We start from the raw sequence: 20,227 nt of genomic DNA, 5'->3' as shown, positions 1-20,227 counted from the left end.
GTTGGCGAAATGCGCGGCATGGAGCATACGTCGCGCCGGAGACACCCCGCCGGCTTTCGGGTCACTCGGCACGCACCGGCAAAGCGGTAGACCCGGTCACCAGGTAATTCCGGCAAGCGCGGACGGTGGGATCGGGGGCATTCGGCAGGGTGCGGAGCAGCCACCTAAAATGCCCGGTTCCCGGAAGCGGCCCCTGGCCGCACCCAGCAAGTTCTCGCCACTCCCGAAAGCGCCCTCCCCGATGTCCGCCCCGCGCAAGCTCTTCGTTACCACCGCCCTGCCGTATGCCAACGGCAAGTTCCATATCGGCCACATGATGGAATACATCCAGGCCGACATCTGGGTGCGGAACCAGCGAATGAATGGCGCCGAGGTCAACTTCGTCTGCGCCGACGATGCGCACGGCGCAGCCATCACCATTGCGGCCGACAAGGCCGGCGTGACGCCGCAGGCCTTCGTGGCCGAGATCGCGGCGGGCCGCAAGCCCTACCTCGACGGCTACTACATCTCGTTCGACAACTGGCACTCGACCGACGCGCCCGAGAACCACCAGCTTGCGCAGGACATCTACCGCGACCTGCGCGCCAATGGTTTCATCAGCACCAAGAGCGTCGAGCAGTTCTACGACCCGGCCAAGGGCATGTTCCTGGCCGACCGCTTCATCAAGGGCGAGTGCCCGAACTGCCACGCCAAGGACCAGTACGGCGACAACTGCGAGGTGTGCGGCGCCGTGTACGCGCCCACCGAGCTGATCAACCCCTACTCGGCCCTGTCGGGCGCCAAGCCGGAGCTGCGCAGCTCGGACCACTTCTTCTTCAAGCTCTCGGACCCGCGCTGCGAGGCCTACCTGAAGGACTGGACGGCGGCCCCCGGCCATGTGCAGCCCGAGGTGCAGAACAAGATCCGCGAGTGGCTCTACAAGGACGACGAGGGCAAGGGCGGCCTCGGCGACTGGGACATCAGCCGCGACGCGCCCTACTTCGGCATCGAGATTCCCGATACGCCGGGCAAGTACTTCTACGTGTGGCTCGACGCGCCCGTGGGCTACCTGGCCTCGCTGAAGAACCTGCTCGACAAGCGCTGCATCGAGCTGGGCGGCGACGGCATCTCGTACACCGAGTACATGGCCGACCCCGACCTGGAGCAGGTGCACTTCATCGGCAAGGACATCATCACCTTCCACACCCTCTTCTGGCCCGCGATGCTGCATTTCAGCGGCCGCAAGGCGCCCGACGCGGTGTACGTGCACGGCCACCTGACGGTGAGCGGCGAAAAGATGAGCAAGAGCCGCGGCACCGGCATCGACCCGCTCAAGTACCTCTCGATCGGCCTCGACCCCGAATGGCTGCGCTACTACATCGCGGCCAAGCTCAACGGCCGCAACGAAGACATCGACTTCAACCCCGAAGACTTCGTGGCGCGCGTCAACAGCGACCTGGTCGGCAAGTACATCAACATCGCGAGCCGCGCGGCCGGCTTCATCGGCAAGCGCTTCGGCGGCAAGCTGGGCGAAATTTCGGCCGACGGCGACGCGCTGCTGTTTGCGCTGCGCGACGCGGCGCCGCAGCTGCATTCGCTGTACGACGGCCGCGATTACGCCCGCGCACTGCGCGAGGTGATGGCGCTGGCCGACAAGGTGAACGAATACGTCGACCAGAACAAGCCCTGGGAGCTGGCCAAGAAAGAAGGCCAGGAGGCGCGCCTGCACGACGTGTGCACCGTGTGCATCGAGGCCTTCCGCCTGCTCACGCTGTACCTGAAGCCGGTGCTGCCGGCGCTCGCCGTCAACGTCGAGGCCTTCCTCCAGATTGAGCCGCTGAGCTGGGCTGATGCCGCGCAGGCGCTGCCCGTCGGCCATGCCATCGGCGAATACAAGCACCTGATGCAGCGCGCCGACGCGAAGATGGTCGACAAGCTGTTCGATGCGCCCGAGGCGGTAGCGGCGGCGGCCGTTGAAGCCACCACTGGTGCGCTGCCCGGCGGCGAGGCCATTGCGCCCACCATCACCATCGACGACTTCGCGAAGATCGACCTGCGCATTGCGAAAATCGTGGCCTGCGAGAAGGTCGAAGGCTCGACCAAGCTGCTGCGTCTGACGCTCGACGCGGGCGAAGAAAAGACGCGCAACGTGTTCAGCGGCATCGCCTCGGCCTACCAGCCCGAGCAGCTCGTGGGCAAGCTCACGGTGCTGGTCGCCAACCTGGCACCGCGCAAGATGAAGTTCGGCATCAGCGAAGGCATGGTGCTGGCCGCCAGCCATGCCGACGAAAAGGCCAACCCGGGCATCCACGTGCTCGAACCCTGGCCCGGCGCCACGCCCGGCATGCGGGTTCGCTGATTTTCAAAGGGACCGCACCATGCTGAAGCGCACCATCCTTCTGTTGTCATTCGCGGCCATGCTGAACGGCTGCGCGGTGGTGACCGTGGCAGGTACCGCCGTGAGCGTGGGGGCCAGCGCGGTGGGCCTGGCGGCGGACGCCGCCATCGGCACTGCGCGCATCACCGGCAAGGCCGTGGGCGCGGCGGCCGACGCGGTGATTCCAGACAGCGACTGACCGACGGCTTGGCAGTGGGCCGGCCACGCCGGCGCGGGGGTACACAATGGGTGCCCCATGCAGTCACCGCTGAACATCACCCGCTTTCGCCCGCGTCTGCTGGATGCCATGGCAGGCTACGACCGGGGGCGCTTCTTCAAGGACCTGGGCGCCGGGGCCACCGTCGGCATCGTGGCGCTGCCGCTGGCCATGGCCTTTGCCATCGCCTCCGGGCTCAAGCCCGAAGCGGGCATCTGGACGGCGATCATCGCGGGCTTCCTGATCTCGCTCCTGGGCGGCTCGGCGGTGCAGATCGGCGGGCCGGCCGGCGCCTTCATCGTGATCGTCTACGGCATCGTCGAGCGCTACGGCCTTGCCAACCTGCTGATATCGACCGCCTGCGCCGGCGTGCTGCTGTTCGCGGCGGGGCTGTTCGGGCTCGGCCGGCTGGTGCGCTTCGTGCCGCTGTCGATCGTGGTCGGCTTCACCAACGGCATCGCGGTGCTCATTCTGCTGTCGCAGCTCAAGGACTTGCTCGGCCTCACGGTCGAGAAGATGCCGGCGGACGTGTTCTCGCAGCTGCACGCCATGGCGCTGCAGATCGGCACCTTCAACCCTTACGCCTTCGCGCTGGGGCTGGCCTGCGTGGTCGGCTTGATGGTCTGGCCGCTGCTGCTGCAAGGTGAGTCGAAGGTGGGCCATGCGGTGCAGCGGCTCGCGGGGCGCATTGCGCGAACGCGCGCGGTGCAGGTGGGCGCGCGCATGCCGGGGCCCATCGTCGCGCTGGTCACGCTCACGCTGGTGTCATGGGGTTTCCACCTGCCGGTGGAAACCATCGGCACGCGCTTCGGTGGCATTCCCGAAGGCTTGCCGACTTTTGCGCTGCCCGATTTCTCGTGGGAAACGGTCAAGCAGCTGGTCACGCCCACGCTGACCATCGCGCTGCTGGGTGCCATCGAGTCGCTGCTGTGCGCCCGCGTGGCCGACCAGATCAGCGGACAGCCGCGCCACGACCCGAACCAGGAACTGATGGCGCAAGGCATTGCCAACCTGGTGACGCCGTTCTTCGGCGGCATGCCCGCCACCGGCACCATCGCGCGCACCGTGACCAACATCCGCTCGGGCGGCAATTCGCCTATCGCCGGCATCGTGCATGCGGTCACGCTGATGGTGGTCGTGCTGCTGGCGGCGCCGCTGGCGCGCCATGTGCCGCTCGCGGTGCTGGCGGGCATTCTGGTGTTCGTGGGCCTGAACATGGGCGAATGGCGCGAGTTCACGCCCGGCCAGCTGCGGCACTTCAGCCGGCATTACCGGCTGCTGATGCTCGGCACCTTCTTTCTCACCGTCGTTTTCGACCTGACGGTGGCGGTGCAGGTGGGCATCGTGCTGGCCTGCGCGCTATTCATCCGGCGCATGAGCGGGCTTTTCAGCGTCGAGCTGGTCACCCTGCAGCCGCCGGTGCTCACCTACCGGCTGTATGGTGCGCTGTTCTTCGGGGCTGCGGCCAAGCTGGACGAAGCCGTGAATGCGGCCGAGAGCGCGCCGCGCGGCATGACGGTGGTGCTCGACGCCACGCACCTCATCTACCTGGACGCGACCGGCGTCGACGCGCTGCGGCAGCTGCACCGCGCGGTGCTGTCGCGGGACGGGCTGCTGAGGCTGGAATCGCTGCAGCCGCAGCCGCTCGAGGTGATCGTGCGCTCGGGCTTTGCCGATGAGCTGACGAGCGGCCGGCTGCACGACGCCGAAGGCTAGTTCTCAGTTTGCCTCGGTGCCCCGGTCGGGCGAGGAGCCGCTGCGCACCACGCGCTGGTCGTCGTTGAGCGTGGCGGTAAACACCATCGGCGAATTGGGCGGCTGCACCCAGCGCCATTCCCATTCGGTTTCGCGCTTGAGCGCATAGGGCGTGACCTTGGCGGGCTTGCCGAGCAGCTTGCGCAGGTCTTCCATCATCATGCCGGGCTGCACCTTGGCAAAATTCTCGGGCGTGAGCACCTGGCGCAGCGCGCTCATCTTGCGGTCGGCGCCGATGGTGATCATGTAGTTTTTCTGGCCCTGCGGCTGGCGGTTGTACTCGAGCACGCGGCCGTTCGGCACGTCCCAGATGTTCTCGGGCTCGCCGAACCGGGCCCGCACATCGGCCTCGGTCGAGACGCCCTCCTCCAGTTCGCCGATGCGCTGCGGGTCACATCCCGCAAGCCCCATGACCACCGCCAGCAAGGCCGCTGCCGTGCCGATCCGCCACTGTTGTCGTCGCTTCATGCCATCCCCGGTAAAATTCGCGCTACAAAGGTCCAGTCTATGTCCATCTTCCGCCGCCCCCACTACACCTCCGAGATCACCAGCTTCATCGAGGAGATGAAAGAAAAGAAGCCGACGCTGGAAGCCGAACAGCGCGCCGGCCGGGCCCTGCTGTGGGACAAACACCTCGACCGCAGCCTGCTCGAGGAATACAGCGAAGCCCGCGTGCCGCAGCAGCCGTACGTCTACCAGACCCAAAGCAAGTAATGGTGCCCAGCCGGCATCCGTCGTTCGTCCCCGTCGCGCATGCAGCTATTGAAATGATAGCAAGCACCCGATGAAGGACAACGAGGACAACGACACGCTCGTGGCCAGCATGCCCGAAGTGGTCGACCAGGTCGCGCTCGCGAGGCTCTATGGCGAGCCGTTGTTCGCGATGCCGAAGGACCTGTACATCCCGCCCGAGGCGCTGCAGGTTTTTCTGGAGGCCTTCGAAGGCCCGCTGGACTTGCTGCTCTACCTCATCAGGAAGCAGAACTTCAACATCCTCGACATCCCGATGGCGGGGCTCACGCGGCAGTACCTGAGCTACGTCGACGAGATTCGCCAGACCAACCTCGAACTCGCGGCCGAGTACCTGCTGATGGCCGCGATGCTGATCGAGATCAAGTCGCGCATGCTGCTGCCGCCCAAGAAGGTGGCTGATGGCGAAGAGGCCGAAGACCCCCGCGCAGAGCTTGTGCGCCGCCTGCTCGAATACGAGCAGACCAAGCTGCAGGCCGCCGCCATCAGCGCCATGCCGACCTACGGGCGCGACTTCTGGAAGGGGCAGGTCTACATCGAGCAGTCGCTCAAGCCCCGCTTCCCCGACGTGAACGTGGTCGAACTGCGCGATGCGTGGGCCGACATCATGAAGCGCGCCAAGCTCGTGCAGCACCACAAGATCTCGCGCGAAGAACTCAACGTGCGCGAGCACATGAGCATCGTGCTGCGGCACTTGCAGGGGCAGCGCTTCGTGGAATTCGAAAAGCTGTTCGACGTGTCGCGCGGTGCGCCTGTGCTGATCGTGACCTTCATTGCGATGCTCGAGCTCGCGAAGGAAACGCTGATCGACATCACGCAGGCCGAGGCCTTTGCGCCCATTTACGTCCGGCTGGCGTACTCGCCGGCCTGACCTTGCCGGCTCTTGCCCCTGTGAATTCCGCCGTGCGCGACTTCGACGTCCTCATCGTCGGCAGCGGGCTTGCAGGCCTCTCGGCGGCGCTGCACCTGGCGCCGACGCACCGGGTGGCGGTGCTGACCAAGCGTGCGCTCAACGACGGTTCGAGCGCCTGGGCGCAGGGCGGCATTGCCGCCGTGCTGGCCGCGGGCGACAGCTTCGATGCGCATGTGGAAGACACGCTGGTGGCCGGCGCCGGGCTTTGCGACCCCGAAGTCACGCGCTTCGTCGTCGAGCATGCGCCCGAGGCCATCGACTGGCTGCGCGAACTCGGCGTGCCGTTTTCCGCAGAAGCCGACGGCGGGTTGCACCTGACCCGCGAAGGCGGCCACAGCCAGCGCCGCATCGTGCATGTGACGGACGCCACCGGCGCGGCCGTGCAGCAGACGCTGATCGAGCGCGTGCGCCGCACGTCCAACATCACCCTCTTCGAGCACCACACGCTGGTCGACCTGATCACCGGGCCCAAGCTGGGGCTGGACGATCCGGCCTGCCTGGGCCTGTACGCGCTCGACGACGAGACCGACGAGGTGCTGAGCTTTCGCGCGCCGCGCACCATCCTGGCGACGGGCGGTGCGGGCAAGGTCTACCTCTACACGACCAACCCGGATACGGCCACGGGCGACGGCATTGCCGCGGCCTGGCGCGCGGGCTGCCGGGTGTCGAACATGGAGTTCATCCAGTTCCACCCCACGTGCCTGTACCACCCGCATGCCAAGTCGTTTCTCATCAGCGAAGCAGTGCGCGGCGAAGGCGGGCTGCTGAAGCTGCCCGAATCGGCGGGAGGCACCCGCTTCATGCCCCAGCACGACGAGCGCGCCGAGCTTGCGCCGCGCGACGTGGTGGCGCGCGCCATCGACTTCGAGATGAAGAAGCATGGGCTCGACTGCGTTTACCTGGACATCTCGCACCAGAGCCCGGCTTTCCTGAACGAGCACTTTCCCAACATCCTCGCGCGCTGCGCGGAGCTGGGCATCGACATCACGCGCGAGCCCATTCCCGTGGTGCCGGCCGCCCACTACACCTGCGGCGGCGTGCTGAGCGATCTGGCCGGGCGCACCGATGTGCCGGGCCTCTACGCCATTGGCGAAACCGCCTGCACGGGCCTGCACGGCGCGAATCGCCTGGCGAGCAACTCGCTGGTCGAATGCATGGTGTTTGCGCGCGCCGCGGCTGGCGCCATTGCGGCGGCTCCGGGGCGCAGCAGCGTCGATCTGCCGCCCTGGGACGACAGCCGCGTGACCGATGCGGACGAGGCCGTGGTCATTTCCCACAACTGGGAAGAGCTTCGGCGCTTCATGTGGGACTACGTAGGCATCGTGCGCACCAACAAGCGGCTGGAGCGCGCAAGCCACCGCATTGCGCTGCTGCAGGCCGAGATCCACGAGTTCTACGCCCACTTTCACGTGACGCGCGACCTGCTGGAACTGCGCAACCTGGTGCAGGTGGCCGAACTCATCGTGCGCTCGGCGCAGGCCCGCCATGAAAGCCGCGGGCTGCATTTCAGCCGGGACTATCCTTCGCTTGCCGAGCCCTCCGCACCGACGGTGCTGACGCCGCCGGGGCGCTGACCGCCCCACCCGCTTTAGCTTTTTCTTCATTCAAGGATGCCCGGCCACCGACGCCCGCAGGGAGAAACCCAACCATGTCGAACACCACAGCAACCACTTTCGAAACGCCGGCAGCCGCCACGCCCTACGGCACGCTGCCACCGGCATCGCCGCCCGCATCGCGCAAGCCCGTGAGCCTGCCGCGCCTGGCCGACATGCATGCACGCGGCGAGAAGATCTCGATGCTCACCGCCTACGACGCCACCTTCGCGGCCATGGCCGACGCGGCGGGCGTCGATTGCCTCCTCGTGGGCGATTCGCTCGGCATGGTCTGCCAGGGCCTGAACAGCACCGTGGGCGTGAGCCTGGACACCATGCGCTATCACACAGACAGCGTCTCGCGCGGCCTGCGCCGGGTGCAGGGCACGGCCTGGCTGATTGCCGACCTGCCCTTCGGCAGCTACCAGGAATCGCGCGAACAGGCCTTGCGCAGCGCCACCGTGCTGATGCAGGCGGGCGCACACATGGTCAAGCTCGAAGGCGGCGGCTGGACCACGGAGACGGTGCGCTTTCTGGTCGAGCGCGGCATTCCCGTCTGCGCCCACCTTGGCCTCACGCCGCAGACCGTGCATGCGCTGGGCGGTTACCGCGTGCAGGGCAAGGGCGATGCTGGAGCACTGCTGAAGCAGCATGCGCACGCACTGCAGGACGCGGGCGCCGCGATGCTGGTGCTCGAGATGGTGCCGGCCGCGCTGGCCGCCGAGCTCACCGCTGAACTGAAGCACTGCGCCACCATCGGCATCGGCGCGGGCAAGGGCACCGCCGGCCAGGTGCTGGTGTTGCACGACATGCTGGGCATCAACCTCGGCAAGATGCCGAAGTTCGTGCGCAACTTCATGGCCGATTCCTCGAGCATCGCGCAGGCCCTCGAAGCTTATGTGCGCGCGGTGAAGGACGGCAGCTTTCCCGACGACCGACTGCACGCCTGGTAAGGAGCACAGACCATGTACATCGCACACACCATTGCCGAGCTACGCGAGCACCTTTCGGCTTTCAAGCGCCCGGCCTTCGTGCCCACCATGGGCAACCTGCACGACGGCCACCTGGCGCTGATCGAACAGGCGAGGCCGCTGGGCGACGTGACCGTAGCCAGCATCTTCGTCAACCGGCTGCAATTCTTGCCGCATGAAGATTTCGACACCTATCCGCGCACCTGGGACAGCGACTGCGAGAAGCTGCGCGCGGCCGGCTGCGACGTGCTGTTCGCGCCGGACGAAAAAGCGCTCTACCCCGAGCCGCAGACCTGCAAGGTGCACCCGGACCCGGCGCTGGCCGACATCCTCGAGGGCCACTTCCGCCCCGGCTTCTTCATCGGCGTGTGCACGGTGGTGATGAAGCTCTTCCAGTGCGTGCAGCCGCGCGTGGCCGTGTTCGGCAAGAAGGACTACCAGCAGCTCATGATGATCCGCCACATGGTGCGGCAGTTCGCGCTGCCCATCGAGATCGTCGGCAGCGAGACCTTCCGCGCCGACGACGGCCTGGCGCTGTCGTCGCGCAACGGCTACCTGAGCGAAACCGAGCGCGCGGAGGCCGTGCAGCTCTCGAAGGCGCTGAAGGCCATGGCCGCGGCCGTGCAAGCCGGCGAACGCGATTTGGCCGCAATCGAAGCGCGGGCAATGCAGACCCTCACTGAGCGCGGCTGGCAACCGGACTATCTTGTGCTGAGGCGGCGTGCCGACCTGCAGGCACCCACTTTCGGGCTGGCCGGCGAACCGCTCGTGGCGCTGGCCGCGGCGCGGTTGGGCGCGACGCGGCTGATCGACAACCTCGAGATCGAGCACCCGGCTTCTTCATGACCTACAGCGTCAAGGAAATCTTCTACACCCTGCAGGGCGAAGGCGGCCAGGCGGGCATGCCGGCCGTGTTCTGCCGCTTTGCGGGCTGCAACCTGTGGACGGGCCGCGAGGAAGATCGCGACACGGCCGTCTGCCGCTTCTGCGACACCGACTTCGTGGGTACCGACGGCACGCTGGGCGGCAAGTTCAAGACTGCCGACCTGCTGGCCGACACCGTCGCCGCGCAATGGCCGGCCAGCGATGCCGAGCACCGGCTGGTGGTGCTCACCGGCGGCGAGCCGCTGCTGCAGGTGGACGCCGCGCTGGTCGACGCGCTGCATGCGCGGCGCTTTCGCATTGCCGTCGAAAGCAACGGCACGGTCGCCGCGCCCGAAGGGATCGACTGGCTCTGCATCAGCCCCAAGGCCGGCGCACCGTGGGTGCAGCAGCGCGGACAGGAACTGAAGCTGGTATGGCCGCAGGCCGAATTCGATCTCGACACCATGGCGCGCACCGGCGAGTTCACACACCGCTTCCTGCAGCCGATGGACGGGCCCGACCGCGTGGCCAACACCGAACTGTGCATTGCCGAGTGCATGCGCCAGCCCGCATGGCGCCTCAGCGTGCAGACCCACAAGATCACCGGCATCCGCTGAGCGCGGAGAGATTTTCCAGATGCGATTCACCATCAGCCAACGCTTTTTCTTCGATGCCGCCCACACGCTGAAGCGCGACATCGAGGTCGAAGGCAGCCGCCGTATTCACGGCCACACGTACCACGCCGAAGTGTGGCTTGCGGGCCAGCGCGATCCCGTCACGGGCATGGTGGTCGACCTGGGGCTGCTGCGCCGCCGGCTCGATGACGTGCGCGAGCTGCTGGACCACCATCTGCTGGACGACGTGGAGGGGCTGCATCCGCCAACGCTGGAAAACCTGTGCCTGTTCATTGCGGACGCGCTGCCGGACTTTCGCGCTTCGCTTGCGCGGGTGCGCGTGTGGAGGGAGGCGCTGGGGGACAGCTGCACGCTGGAGTTTTGAGGTTTTTTTACACCCTCCCCTTCCGGGGGAGGGTTGGGGTGGGGGCAAGCGGCCTTCACACCGCCGTCGGCCCGTTCAGCGCCGCGAGCCCCCATCCCAGCCTTCCCCCAGAGGGGGAAGGAGCAATGCGGGGTCAGGCGGCGCCGATGCCGGCAATCAGGCTGCCCGGCGCCTGGCCATTCTTCAGGCCCGCAGTAAACGCCAGCATCCGGTCGATCGGTACCCGCGCCCGCAACCCCAGCGCCGGATCAACCTGAATCTCACCCGCGCCCGTTTCCAGCGCATTCACCAACTCCACCAGCCCGTTCATCGCCATCCAGGGGCAATGCGCGCAGCTCTTGCATGTGCCCCCATTGCCGGCTGTGGGTGCCTCGATAAAAGTCTTGCCCGGATTCAACGTGCGCAGCTTGTGCAGCATGCCGCTGTCAGTGGCAACGATGAATTCCTTCGCGTCCATACGCTGCGCCGCATTCAGGATGGCCGAGGTCGAACCGACCGCATCGGCCAGTGCAATCACGTCGGCCGGCGACTCGGGGTGCACCAGCACCTTTGCGGCGGGATGTGCCTTCTTGAGCAGCTCAAGTTCCAGTGCCTTGAATTCGTCATGCACGATGCAGGCGCCGTTCCAGCTGACCATGTCGGCGCCGGTCTGGCGCTGGATGTAGTCGCCCAGGTGGCGGTCGGGGCCCCAGAGAATCTTGCGGCCTTGCGCATGCAGCGCGCTCACCACGTCGAGCGCGCAGCTGGAGGTCACGAGCCAGTCGGCGCGCGCTTTCACGGCCGCACTGGTGTTGGCGTAGACGACCACGGTGCGGTCGGGGTGCTGGTCGCAGAACGCGCTGAATTCATCGACCGGGCAGCCGAGATCGAGCGAGCAGTTGGCGTCCAGGTCGGGCATGAGCACGCGCTTCTCGGGCGAGAGGATCTTGGCCGTCTCACCCATGAAGCGCACGCCCGACACCACCAGCGTCTGGGCTGCGTGGTCGCGGCCGAAGCGCGCCATTTCGAGCGAGTCGCTCACGATGCCGCCGGTTTCCTCGGCCAGGTCCTGCAGGTCTGGGTGTACGTAGAAGTGCGACACCATCACCGCATTGCGCTCGCGCAGCAGGCGGCGAATGCACTCCTTCAATACGATGCGTTCGTCGGGCGAGGGTTCGGGCGGCACGCGCGCCCAGGCATGGCGGGTGTCGCAGGCCGAGCCGGCTTTGGCCACCGGCTGTTCGTAGTCGACGTCGATGACGAAAGAAGAAGCCACGGCCGTCGCCCTCAGCTTTCCTGGAAGCGCATCGAGAAATCGATGGCCTTCACGTCCTTGGTGAGCGCGCCGACCGAGATGCGGTCCACACCGGTTTCTGCCAATGTGCGAAGGCCTTCGAGCGTGACGCCGCCCGAAATTTCGAGCACGGCCTTGCGTTCGTTGCCGGCCGCATCGTTGATGCGAACGGCTTCGCGCAGCGTGGGCAGGTCCATGTTGTCGAGCAGCACCATGCGTGCACCTGCATCCAATGCCTCACGCAGCTGCGCCAGCGTTTCGACCTCGACTTCGACAAAGGCAGCGCGATCGGCCACCGGCGCCACAGCGCGCAGCGCCGCGGCCACACCGCCGGCCGCCGCAATGTGGTTTTCCTTGATGAGCACCGCGTCGTAAAGACCGATGCGGTGGTTCACGCCACCGCCGGTGCGCACCGCGTACTTCTGCGCCAGGCGCAGGCCCGGCAGGGTCTTGCGGGTGTCGACGATGCTGGCGCGTGTGCCGCTGACGGCATCGGCATAGAGCGCTGTCTTGGTGGCGACGGCGCTCAGCAGCTGAAGAAAGTTGAGCGCGGTGCGCTCGGCCGTCAGAAGTGCGCGGGCCGAACCCTCGATCTCGAGCACGGTCTGGTCGGCCGCGCAGCGATCGCCCTCGCCGCACAGCCACTCGATGCGGGCTTGCGGATCGAGCTGCCGCACGGTCGCTTCGACCCAGGGCGCACCGCACAGCACGGCCGATTCGCGCGCCAGCACGCGGGCGCGGGCCCGGCGGCCGGGGTCGACCAACGATGCGGTCAGATCGCCGTCGGCCACGTCTTCCTGCAAGGCGCGGGCGGCGTCGGCCCGGGCCAGCGCGGCCACGGCCGGCGCCGAAAAATCAAAGCGAAGGCTCATGGCTCTTTTTGTCTCTTCAGTCTTGTTGGGGTGGACCGCCCGGCCCCTGGGCATGGACGGTTTCGGGCACCGGATCGCGGCCGGTGAGCGAGGCTACCGCTTCCCGCGGGCTCACCCGGCCGTCGAGCAACGCCACCACGCTTTCGGCGATGGGCATTTCCACGCCCAGGCCGCGCGCGCGCTGCACCACGGTGCGCGCGCAATACACGCCTTCGGCCACATGGCCGAGCGAGGCCACCGCTTGCGCCAGGGTCTGCCCCTGCGCCAGCAACAGACCCACCTTGCGGTTGCGCGAGAGGTCGCCGGTCGAAGTCAGTACCAGGTCGCCAAGGCCGGAAAGGCCCATGAACGTCTCGGCACGAGCGCCGAGCGCAAGCCCGAAGCGGGTCATTTCGGCCAGGCCACGCGTGATGAGCGCGGCGCGCGCATTGAGCCCGAGCGCCAGGCCGTCGCAAAGCCCCGTCGCAATGGCCAGCACGTTCTTGACCGCGCCACCGACCTCGACGCCGACGATGTCGTCGTTGGCATAGACACGCAGGGCCGGGCCGTGGAATGCCTCGACCAGCGCATCGCGCACGGTGGCATGCGGACTCGCGGCCACCAGCGCGGTGGGGCGGCCTTCAGCCACTTCTTGCGCGAAGCTCGGGCCGCTGAGCACGCCTGCTATCAAATCTGGAGCAACCTGGGCCCAGATCTCGTGCGCGAGCAGGCCGAAGGAAGCGGGGGAGGAAGCGTCGAGCGCGGGCTCCACGCCCTTGCAGAGCCATGCGACAGGCACGGTGCAGCCGCGCAGCGCAATGAGCTGTTCACGCAGGGCCGCCATGGGCGTGGCCACGATGACGAGGTCGGCCCCGGCATGCGCCTGGCCGATATCGCCGGCCCGCACGGCAAGCGAGGCCGGCAAGGCCAGCCCCGGCAGGTAGCGGGTGTTCTCGCGCGCCTTCGAAATGGCATTTGCCTGCGCGGCATCGCGCGCCCAGAGCGTGACCTCGTGGCCGACGGCGGTGTTCAGGGCCGCATTGACGGCCACTGCCGTGCCCCAGGCACCGGCGCCATGAACGCAGATCTTCATCGGCGTTGGCGGCGTTGTGCCGGTTTACTGTGCGAGGGTCGGGGCGGGCTGGCCGGCGGCCTGTGCCTGCTGCTGCTCGTACATGGCCTGGAAGTTGATTTCCGCCAGGTGCACGGGCGGAAAGCCACCGCGCTGGATCACGTCGGCCACGTTGCCGCGCAGGTACGGGTACACGATTTGCGGGCAGGCAATGCCGAGGATCGGGCCCATCTGGTCTTCGGGCAGGTTGCGGATCTCGAAGATGCCGGCTTGCTTGGCTTCGACCAGGAACACGGTCTTGTCCTGGATCTTGGTCTGCACGGTGGCCGACACGGTGATCTCGAAGATGCCTTCAGCCACCGGCTGGGCGTCCACGCCAAGCTGGATGTCCACGGTGGGCTGCTCTTGTTCGAGCAGGATGCCGGGCGAATTGGGCTGTTCGAGCGACAGGTCCTTGAGGTAGACGCGCTGGATCTGGAAGATGGGATCTTGGGCTTGCTGGTCGGCCATGGCTGAACTTTCGAGAATCAAAACAATGCCCGCCGGGGAGAGGTTCCCGCAGCGGGCTGCAGATGAATGAGCAGGCGATTATCGCCCGGCGCCCGGACCGCTTCCGTGACACCGGGCTGATTGGTGTTCAGGCGGCTTGCAGCAGAGGCATGAGGCCGCCGCGGCTGTCGAGCGCCATCAGGTCGTCGCAGCCGCCCACGTGGGTGTCGCCGATGAAAATCTGCGGCACCGTGCGGCGCTGGGTGATTTCCATCATGGTGCTGCGGGCCTCGGGATCGGTGTCGATGCGAATTTCTTCGATCTCGTCGACGCCCTTGGACTTGAGGAACTGCTTCGCACGAACACAGTACGGGCAGAACGCGGTGGTGTACATCTTGACGGCTTGCATAGGATGTATCTCAGGGAGATTCAAGCTTTTTCAACCGGCAGGTTAGCCTCTTTCCAGGCTTTGAGGCCGCCCGACACGGCTTGGGCCTGCTCGTAACCGAGTTTCTTGGCCATTGCCACCGCGCGCTGGGCGCGGGCGCCGGTGGCGCACACCAGCAGCAGCGGCACGTTCTTGTTCTTGACCGTGCCGGTCAGTTTTTCTTCCAGCAGGTTCAGCGGCACGTTCTTGGCGCCGATCATGTGGCCGGTGGCGAACTCTTCGGGCTCGCGCACGTCGACCAGCACCGCGCGTTCGCGGTTGATGAGGTGCACCGCCGCCTGGGCCGTGAGGGTGCCGCCACCGGCGCCGCCGCGAATCAGCGGCCAGGCCAGCATGCCACCCGAGCTGAGTGCGATCAGGATCAGCATCCAGTTCGCGGTGACGAATTCGATCAATTTCACGGGGGTTCCTTGGATGGCAAACCCGGGATTTTAGAATGCTGGTTTTCCCAAGCGCTGCCAAAGGCCTCCCAACATGCACAAACTGGTACTGATCCGCCATGGCGAATCGACCTGGAATCTCGAAAACCGCTTCACCGGCTGGACCGACGTCGACCTGACCGAAACCGGCATCGAGCAGGCCAAGCAGGCCGGCCGGCTGCTCAAGGCCGAGGGCTACGACTTCGACGTGGCCTACACCAGCGTGCTCAAGCGCGCCACCCGCACGCTCTGGCACACCCTCGACGAACTCGACCGCACCTGGCTGCCCGTGGTGCACTCCTGGCGCCTGAACGAGCGCCACTACGGCGCCCTGCAGGGTCTGAACAAGGCCGAAACCGCCAAGAAATACGGCGACGAGCAGGTGCTGGTCTGGCGCCGCAGCTACGGCACCCCGCCGCCCGCCCTGGAAGCCGACGATCCGCGCAGCGAACGCAGCGACGTGCGCTACGCCAAGCTTTCGCCCGAACAGATTCCGCTGACCGAGTGCCTGAAGGACACGGTGGCGCGCGTGCTGCCGTTCTGGAACGAATCGATGGCGCCGGCCATCCGCACCGGCCGCCGGCTGGTGGTGGCCGCGCACGGCAACTCGATCCGGGCGCTGGTCAAGTACCTCGACGGTATTTCGGACGATGCGATCGTCGGCCTGAATATTCCGAACGGCATTCCGCTGGTGTACGAACTCGACGACGACCTGAAGCCGCTGCGGCACTATTACCTGGGCGACGCCGCGGCCGCCGAGAAGGCCGCCGCAGCGGTGGCTTCGCAAGGCAAGGCCTGAAGAATTAAAACCCCTCGGCGGCGCTCCCCCGTGGAACCCCGGCAGGCAATTTGCTTCCAAGCTGTGTATATTGCTTCGACAGCCGACAAGGACAATCACTCATGATGGGCCACAAATTGAAGATTACCGGCTGGGTCGCCGCCGGCGCCGTTGCCGGCGTCTTGACCACCGTCTCCCTGCAGACGGTCGCACGCGGCTCGCTCGCGCCGCTCCCGCTCGAGGAACTGCAGCAACTCGCCGCCGTTTTCGGCATGGTCAAGAGCGACTATGTCGAACCCGTCGATGAGAAGAAGCTCATTTCCGACGCCATTTCCGGCATGGTCGCCGGGCTCGACCCGCATTCCCAGTACTTCGACAAGAAGTCCTTCAAGGAATTCAGGGAAGGCACGACCGGCCGCTTCGTCGGCGTGGGCATCGAAATCTCGCAGGAGGACGGCCTCATCAAGGTGGTGTCGCCCATCGAGGGCTCCCCGGCCTTCCGCGCGGGCCTGAAGCCGAACGACCTGATCACCAAGATCGACGACACCGCCGTGCGCGGCCTGTCCCTCAACGAAGCCGTCAAGCGCATGCGGGGCGAGGCCAACACCAAGGTGCTGCTGACCATTTTCCGCAAGGACGAAAGCCGCACCTTCCCGGTGACGATCACGCGGGAAGAAATCCGTACCCAATCGGTGCGCGGCAAGGTCATGGAGCCGGGCTACGGCTGGATCCGGCTGTCGCAGTTCCAGGAACGCACGGTCGACGACTTCGTGAAGAAGGTCGAGGACATCTACAAGGAAGAACCCAACCTCAAGGGCCTGGTGCTCGACCTGCGCAACGACCCGGGCGGCCTGCTCGACGCGGCCGTTGCCATTTCGGCCGCCTTCCTGCCCGAAAACGTGACCGTGGTCTCCACCGACGGCCAGTTGGCCGAAAGCAAGTCGGTCTACAAGGCGGCGCCGGAGTTCTATCAGCGCCGTTCGGGCAGCGACCCGCTGCGCAACCTGCCCGCGGCCCTCAAGTCCGTGCCGCTGGTGGTGCTGGTGAACGAAGGCTCGGCCTCGGCAAGCGAAATCGTGGCCGGCGCGCTGCAAGACCACAAGCGCGCCACCATCATGGGCAGCCAGACCTTCGGCAAGGGCTCGGTGCAGACAGTGCGCCCCCTCGGACCGGACACGGGCCTGAAGATCACCACCGCGCGCTACTACACGCCGAGCGGCACCTCGATCCAGGCCAAGGGCATCGTGCCCAACGTGCTCATCGACGAAAGCGCCGAGGGCAGCCCCTTCGCCGCCCTGCGCATGCGCGAGGCCGACCTGGAAAAGCACCTGGCCAGCGGCCAGGGCCCCGAAACCAAGGACCCGGAGCGCGAAAAGGCACGCGACGAAGCGCGCAAGCGCCTCGAGGAAGAAGCCAAGAAGCCGCCGCAGGACCGCAAGGTGCCCGAGTTCGGCACCGACAAGGACTTTCCGCTGGTGCAGGCGCTCAACCGCCTGAAGGGCCAGCCGGTGCTGGTCAGCAAGACGCAGATCATCGTCGACAACAAGGAAGAGAAAAAAGAGAACTGATCTGCTGCCAGACGCTTTCAGATCCGGAATACCGCGGAACCGGCACTGCCGGGCCGCGGTATTTTTTCGTTTGGCACAAGCCGGGATGAGCCACCATGAATGACGACGACCTGCTGCGCTATTCGCGCCACATCCTCCTCGAAGAATTCGGCATCGACGGACAGGCGCGCGTGAGCGCCGGCCGCGCGCTGGTCATCGGTGCGGGCGGCTTGGGCTCTCCGGTGGCGCTGTACCTTGCCGCGGCGGGCGTCGGGCATGTCGCGCTGGTGGACGACGACGAGGTCGACCTGACCAATCTCCAGCGCCAGGTGGCCCACACCCACGCGCGAGTGGGTGCACTGAAGGTCGAATCGGCCGCACAGGCCATGCGCGACATCAATCCCGGCATCTCCATCGAGACGCACGCCGCCCGCGCCGACGAGGCGCTGCTGTCGCGCCTGGTCGAGGCGGCAGACGTGGTGATCGACTGCTGCGACAACTTTGCAACGCGGCATGCAGTCAACCGCGCCTGCGTGGCGCATGGCAAGCCGCTGGTGGCAGGTGCCGCCATCCGGTTCGATGGCCAGTTGAGCGTTTACGACACGCGCGACGAAGCCTCTCCCTGTTACGCGTGCATTTTTCCGCCCGACGCGGCCTTCGAGGAAACGCTCTGCGCGGTGCTCGGCGTGTTCGGTCCCGTGGTGGGCACCATCGGCACGCTGCAGGCGAGCGAGGCGCTGAAGCTGCTCGCGGGCATCGGGCCGTCGCTGGCGGGCAAGCTATTGATGTTCGACGGACGCCGCACGGCATTCGACACGCTGCAGATTGCGCGCGACCCGCATTGCAGCGTGTGCGCGCAACGCGCGGCCACCGCCTGAAGGCACCTCGCTTTTCTCTATTCTGGATCAGCGCTGCTTTGCGCCCTTGGCCTTGGCCGCACCAGCGGCGGCCGCGCCCGTGCCGGGCTTGTTGGCCTGCGCCAGCACGCTCTTGCAATCGGCATCCTCGCCCGGCCCGGTCTCGATGGTCGCCGCCAGCGCCAGCAGCGGGTTGAGCGCCCCCAGCACCAGCGCTGCCAGCCCGCGCTCCGCGAGCGGAACGACTTGAACCCCACCAGAGGGCGAGCCGAAGGTGCCGCCGATGACCAGCGGCGTCCGCAGCGACAGGAAGCTCGCGTCCTTGGGCTCGGGGCGCACCACGAAGTCGAGCTTCTCGGTTGCCAGGTTGGCCTGGCCGGTCGCATGAAAAACAGTGTCGTCGGTATCGAGCACCACGCTGCGGCTGGTCATGACGCCCTTGTTGACGTCGAATGCCATGGCAGCGCAGCGCAGTTCGACGTTCTGGTCGCCGCGCAGCAGAAACTTGATGATCTCGGCGCCGTCCAGCCCCATGAACTCGAGCAGCAGGTTGCTGAACCGGCCCCGCCCGGTCAGGGCCGCCACATCGCCCGAGGCGCCGCCAAGCCAGCTGGCCACCGAGTTGCCGCGGCCCGAGAGATTGAGCCGGCCGTCGAGCCGGCTGAAGCTGCTGCGCATGGTTTCGATCTTCGGTACCAGGCGGTTGAGCTGCACATTGCGAAGGTCGAGCGAGGCGCGGATATCCGCCGGGTTCTGGGTCGCGTCGATGCGGATGGCACCGGCCAGCTTGCCGCCGCCCACGCCCAGATCGAGCGGGTCGAGGGCAAGCACGCCGTCGGTCAGCTTGACCTGCACGCTGCCGCGATCGAGCGGCACGTCGCGCACGTTGCGGATGCGGTCGGCCGTGTACTTCACGTCGGCGTTCATTGCGCGCAGGCGGTCGAAGTCGAGCGTGGCGGTGGGCAGCACCTTGCTGCCGCCCGCCCGCTTGGCCTGCTTGATGGTGGGTGGCGGCGCCACCCCTTCAACCGCCTTGGCAGACCGCTCGGTGGGCGGCAGGCCGATCAGCGGCCCCAGGTCGTCCATGTCCATCAAGCGGGAGCGCAACTCGCCCCCAAGGCGCGGCAGTTGGCCGGCCTGGTCGAAGCGCATGTCGCCGGCAATGTCCGATAGACCGAGCCTGCCCTTGAGCCCTGCCACTTCCCAGAGCTTTGCGCGCTTGCGCAGGTCGCCGCTCAGCGCATAGGGCGAAGTCTCGGGCAGCGCAATGCCAAGCAGCGGAAACAAGGCACCAAGCGTCTGGCCCTTGAGCTCGAACTTGGCATCGATACCCTCGAGGTCGGCAAAGTCGGTCACGGTGCCCTGGGCCTTGAAGCGTGTCTGGCCCGCGGCCGCATCGATCTCCATCGGAAACGGCTCCTGGCCGGCCGACTTGAGCTGGAGCACGTTGCCGGTCCGGCCCTCGGCGGTGAGCGGTTGGCCTTTGTAGCGGCCCTTGATGCGGTAGCTGAGCGGCAGCGTGCCGCGGCTCGTGTCGTAGCTCACGTCGGCATGCAGATCGACGCCCAGGTGCTTGGCCAGGAAGTCGATCGTTCCGTTGTCGACCTGCATCAGCCCGATGACGGGTACGGTCCCCGGGTCGGACGTGTCCTTGCCGAAGGCCCATGTTCGCCGCCCGTCCTGCTCCATCTGAAGCCCCAGCGTGGGCGAGAACAGCGCCAGGCGCGGAATGACGATCTTCTGCGTGAGCAGCGGCCACAGCCGTATGTCGAACTCGGCGCGCTCGGCCTTGACCAGGTAGGGGTCGCGCGCCCATGGTGGATTGGCAAACTCGATGCCGTCGAACTTCACGGTGGCGCCGCGCAGCCCCACACCGACGTCGAGCCGGCGCGTGATCTCGAACTTCCGGCCGGTCTTGTCGCTGACGTAGCGGTTGATCGGCCCCCTCAACGTGTCCCACGGGAAGAACGAGACCACCACCGCGAGCAGGGCCAAAAGCAGCACGAAAGCCGCCAGCAGCTTGAGCCACAGCGGCCGGTCGCGAAGAACGTTCGTTGCCATGCAGTCTGGATATAC

21 protein-coding genes are annotated in these 20,227 nt (G+C 66.7%); 13 read left to right on the top strand and 8 right to left on the bottom strand.

Annotation, left to right across the window (positions count from 1 at the left end; all coding sequences use genetic code 11):
• Positions 1–241: 241 nt before the first annotated feature.
• The 3 genes from metG to QHG62_RS13890 are packed head-to-tail and all read left to right on the top strand — an operon-like array spanning position 242 to position 4,289.
• Positions 242–2,338, top strand: a complete 2,097-nt coding sequence (metG, locus tag QHG62_RS13900) for a methionine--tRNA ligase (RefSeq protein WP_281151407.1) — start codon at positions 242–244, stop codon at positions 2,336–2,338.
• 19 nt (positions 2,339–2,357) lie between these two features.
• Entirely contained in the window at positions 2,358–2,555 is a 198-nt protein-coding gene (locus QHG62_RS13895; RefSeq protein ID WP_281151406.1) for a hypothetical protein, read from the top strand.
• Positions 2,556–2,612: 57 nt separating this feature from the next.
• Positions 2,613–4,289: a SulP family inorganic anion transporter gene (locus QHG62_RS13890; protein ID WP_281151405.1), complete on the top strand. Its 1,677-nt coding sequence runs from the start codon at positions 2,613–2,615 to the stop codon at positions 4,287–4,289.
• Positions 4,290–4,292: 3 nt separating this feature from the next.
• Here QHG62_RS13890 and QHG62_RS13885 read toward each other — a convergent pair whose 3' ends face one another.
• A complete protein-coding gene (locus tag QHG62_RS13885) occupies positions 4,293–4,796 on the bottom strand; it encodes an outer membrane protein assembly factor BamE (RefSeq protein ID WP_281151404.1) in 504 nt (167 codons plus the stop codon).
• Positions 4,797–4,835: 39 nt separating this feature from the next.
• Here QHG62_RS13885 and QHG62_RS13880 point away from each other — a divergent pair, with 39 nt between their 5' ends.
• From QHG62_RS13880 to QHG62_RS13850, 7 genes are all read left to right on the top strand, one after another.
• Complete coding sequence (locus tag QHG62_RS13880) at positions 4,836–5,042, top strand: DUF3460 family protein (protein WP_126748409.1); 207 nt, start codon at positions 4,836–4,838, stop codon at positions 5,040–5,042.
• 70 nt (positions 5,043–5,112) lie between these two features.
• The gene (locus tag QHG62_RS13875; RefSeq protein ID WP_281151403.1) at positions 5,113–5,949 is read left to right on the top strand and encodes a segregation and condensation protein A; all 837 of its coding nucleotides are present in this window, start codon (positions 5,113–5,115) and stop codon (positions 5,947–5,949) included.
• 32 nt (positions 5,950–5,981) lie between these two features.
• Positions 5,982–7,565, top strand: a complete 1,584-nt coding sequence (gene nadB / locus QHG62_RS13870; RefSeq protein WP_281151635.1) for an L-aspartate oxidase — start codon at positions 5,982–5,984, stop codon at positions 7,563–7,565.
• A 74-nt stretch (positions 7,566–7,639) separates the two neighbouring features.
• Positions 7,640–8,536, top strand: coding sequence for a 3-methyl-2-oxobutanoate hydroxymethyltransferase (panB, locus tag QHG62_RS13865; RefSeq protein WP_281151402.1), 897 nt, complete (start codon positions 7,640–7,642; stop codon positions 8,534–8,536).
• Between the two features lie 12 nt (positions 8,537–8,548).
• Positions 8,549–9,400, top strand: coding sequence for a pantoate--beta-alanine ligase (gene panC / locus QHG62_RS13860; RefSeq protein ID WP_281151401.1), 852 nt, complete (start codon positions 8,549–8,551; stop codon positions 9,398–9,400).
• A complete protein-coding gene (queE, locus tag QHG62_RS13855; protein WP_281151400.1) occupies positions 9,397–10,035 on the top strand; it encodes a 7-carboxy-7-deazaguanine synthase in 639 nt (212 codons plus the stop codon). Before panC ends, queE begins: the two co-directional genes overlap by 4 nt.
• Positions 10,036–10,054: 19 nt before the next feature.
• Positions 10,055–10,417 (top strand): 6-carboxytetrahydropterin synthase, encoded by a 363-nt coding sequence (locus tag QHG62_RS13850; protein ID WP_157615351.1) that lies wholly within the window; start codon positions 10,055–10,057, stop codon positions 10,415–10,417.
• A gap of 133 nt (positions 10,418–10,550) precedes the next feature.
• Here QHG62_RS13850 and nadA read toward each other — a convergent pair whose 3' ends face one another.
• From nadA to QHG62_RS13820, 6 genes are all read right to left on the bottom strand, one after another.
• Positions 10,551–11,672: a quinolinate synthase NadA gene (nadA, locus tag QHG62_RS13845; RefSeq protein ID WP_281151399.1), complete on the bottom strand. Its 1,122-nt coding sequence runs from the start codon at positions 11,670–11,672 to the stop codon at positions 10,551–10,553.
• An 11-nt stretch (positions 11,673–11,683) separates the two neighbouring features.
• Positions 11,684–12,562, bottom strand: a complete 879-nt coding sequence (nadC, locus tag QHG62_RS13840; protein WP_281151398.1) for a carboxylating nicotinate-nucleotide diphosphorylase — start codon at positions 12,560–12,562, stop codon at positions 11,684–11,686.
• A gap of 16 nt (positions 12,563–12,578) precedes the next feature.
• Entirely contained in the window at positions 12,579–13,634 is a 1,056-nt protein-coding gene (locus QHG62_RS13835; RefSeq protein ID WP_281151397.1) for an NAD(P)H-dependent glycerol-3-phosphate dehydrogenase, read from the bottom strand.
• 24 nt (positions 13,635–13,658) lie between these two features.
• Positions 13,659–14,123: a protein-export chaperone SecB gene (gene secB / locus QHG62_RS13830; RefSeq protein ID WP_126748400.1), complete on the bottom strand. Its 465-nt coding sequence runs from the start codon at positions 14,121–14,123 to the stop codon at positions 13,659–13,661.
• 127 nt (positions 14,124–14,250) lie between these two features.
• Positions 14,251–14,511, bottom strand: coding sequence for a glutaredoxin 3 (gene grxC, locus QHG62_RS13825; RefSeq protein ID WP_281151396.1), 261 nt, complete (start codon positions 14,509–14,511; stop codon positions 14,251–14,253).
• A gap of 20 nt (positions 14,512–14,531) precedes the next feature.
• Positions 14,532–14,918 (bottom strand): rhodanese-like domain-containing protein, encoded by a 387-nt coding sequence (locus QHG62_RS13820; RefSeq protein WP_432445611.1) that lies wholly within the window; start codon positions 14,916–14,918, stop codon positions 14,532–14,534.
• A gap of 106 nt (positions 14,919–15,024) precedes the next feature.
• Here QHG62_RS13820 and gpmA point away from each other — a divergent pair, with 106 nt between their 5' ends.
• The 3 genes from gpmA (at position 15,025) to QHG62_RS13805 (ending at position 18,172) form a co-directional block, all read left to right on the top strand.
• Entirely contained in the window at positions 15,025–15,768 is a 744-nt protein-coding gene (gene gpmA, locus QHG62_RS13815; protein ID WP_157615364.1) for a 2,3-diphosphoglycerate-dependent phosphoglycerate mutase, read from the top strand.
• A gap of 104 nt (positions 15,769–15,872) precedes the next feature.
• Complete coding sequence (locus QHG62_RS13810; RefSeq protein ID WP_281151631.1) at positions 15,873–17,315, top strand: S41 family peptidase; 1,443 nt, start codon at positions 15,873–15,875, stop codon at positions 17,313–17,315.
• 95 nt (positions 17,316–17,410) lie between these two features.
• Positions 17,411–18,172 (top strand): HesA/MoeB/ThiF family protein, encoded by a 762-nt coding sequence (locus QHG62_RS13805; RefSeq protein WP_281151395.1) that lies wholly within the window; start codon positions 17,411–17,413, stop codon positions 18,170–18,172.
• A 27-nt stretch (positions 18,173–18,199) separates the two neighbouring features.
• Here QHG62_RS13805 and QHG62_RS13800 read toward each other — a convergent pair whose 3' ends face one another.
• The gene (locus QHG62_RS13800; RefSeq protein WP_281151394.1) at positions 18,200–20,212 is read right to left on the bottom strand and encodes an AsmA family protein; all 2,013 of its coding nucleotides are present in this window, start codon (positions 20,210–20,212) and stop codon (positions 18,200–18,202) included.
• Positions 20,213–20,227 lie beyond the last annotated feature (15 nt).

The sequence above is a fragment of the Variovorax paradoxus genome (assembly GCF_029919115.1).
GTDB lineage: Bacteria > Pseudomonadota > Gammaproteobacteria > Burkholderiales > Burkholderiaceae_C > Variovorax > Variovorax paradoxus_O.
The sequence above is the reverse complement of the archived record's forward strand: the minus strand, read 5'-3'. Positions and strand labels throughout refer to the sequence as shown.

Bases quoted from the DNA above. Each gene is read 5' to 3' on its own strand.
- metG (WP_281151407.1), top strand. From the start codon at position 242: ATGTCCGCCCCGCGCAAGCTCTTCGTTACCACCGCCCTGCCGTATGCC.
- QHG62_RS13895 (WP_281151406.1), top strand. From the start codon at position 2,358: ATGCTGAAGCGCACCATCCTTCTGTTGTCATTCGCGGCCATGCTGAAC.
- QHG62_RS13890 (WP_281151405.1), top strand. From the start codon at position 2,613: ATGCAGTCACCGCTGAACATCACCCGCTTTCGCCCGCGTCTGCTGGAT.
- QHG62_RS13885 (WP_281151404.1), bottom strand. From the start codon at position 4,796: ATGAAGCGACGACAACAGTGGCGGATCGGCACGGCAGCGGCCTTGCTG.
- QHG62_RS13880 (WP_126748409.1), top strand. From the start codon at position 4,836: ATGTCCATCTTCCGCCGCCCCCACTACACCTCCGAGATCACCAGCTTC.
- QHG62_RS13875 (WP_281151403.1), top strand. From the start codon at position 5,113: ATGAAGGACAACGAGGACAACGACACGCTCGTGGCCAGCATGCCCGAA.
- panB (WP_281151402.1), top strand. From the start codon at position 7,640: ATGTCGAACACCACAGCAACCACTTTCGAAACGCCGGCAGCCGCCACG.
- panC (WP_281151401.1), top strand. From the start codon at position 8,549: ATGTACATCGCACACACCATTGCCGAGCTACGCGAGCACCTTTCGGCT.
- queE (WP_281151400.1), top strand. From the start codon at position 9,397: ATGACCTACAGCGTCAAGGAAATCTTCTACACCCTGCAGGGCGAAGGC.
- QHG62_RS13850 (WP_157615351.1), top strand. From the start codon at position 10,055: ATGCGATTCACCATCAGCCAACGCTTTTTCTTCGATGCCGCCCACACG.
- nadC (WP_281151398.1), bottom strand. From the start codon at position 12,562: ATGAGCCTTCGCTTTGATTTTTCGGCGCCGGCCGTGGCCGCGCTGGCC.
- QHG62_RS13835 (WP_281151397.1), bottom strand. From the start codon at position 13,634: ATGAAGATCTGCGTTCATGGCGCCGGTGCCTGGGGCACGGCAGTGGCC.
- secB (WP_126748400.1), bottom strand. From the start codon at position 14,123: ATGGCCGACCAGCAAGCCCAAGATCCCATCTTCCAGATCCAGCGCGTC.
- grxC (WP_281151396.1), bottom strand. From the start codon at position 14,511: ATGCAAGCCGTCAAGATGTACACCACCGCGTTCTGCCCGTACTGTGTT.
- QHG62_RS13820 (WP_432445611.1), bottom strand. From the start codon at position 14,918: ATGCTGATCCTGATCGCACTCAGCTCGGGTGGCATGCTGGCCTGGCCG.
- gpmA (WP_157615364.1), top strand. From the start codon at position 15,025: ATGCACAAACTGGTACTGATCCGCCATGGCGAATCGACCTGGAATCTC.
- QHG62_RS13810 (WP_281151631.1), top strand. From the start codon at position 15,873: ATGGGCCACAAATTGAAGATTACCGGCTGGGTCGCCGCCGGCGCCGTT.
- QHG62_RS13805 (WP_281151395.1), top strand. From the start codon at position 17,411: ATGAATGACGACGACCTGCTGCGCTATTCGCGCCACATCCTCCTCGAA.
- QHG62_RS13800 (WP_281151394.1), bottom strand. From the start codon at position 20,212: ATGGCAACGAACGTTCTTCGCGACCGGCCGCTGTGGCTCAAGCTGCTG.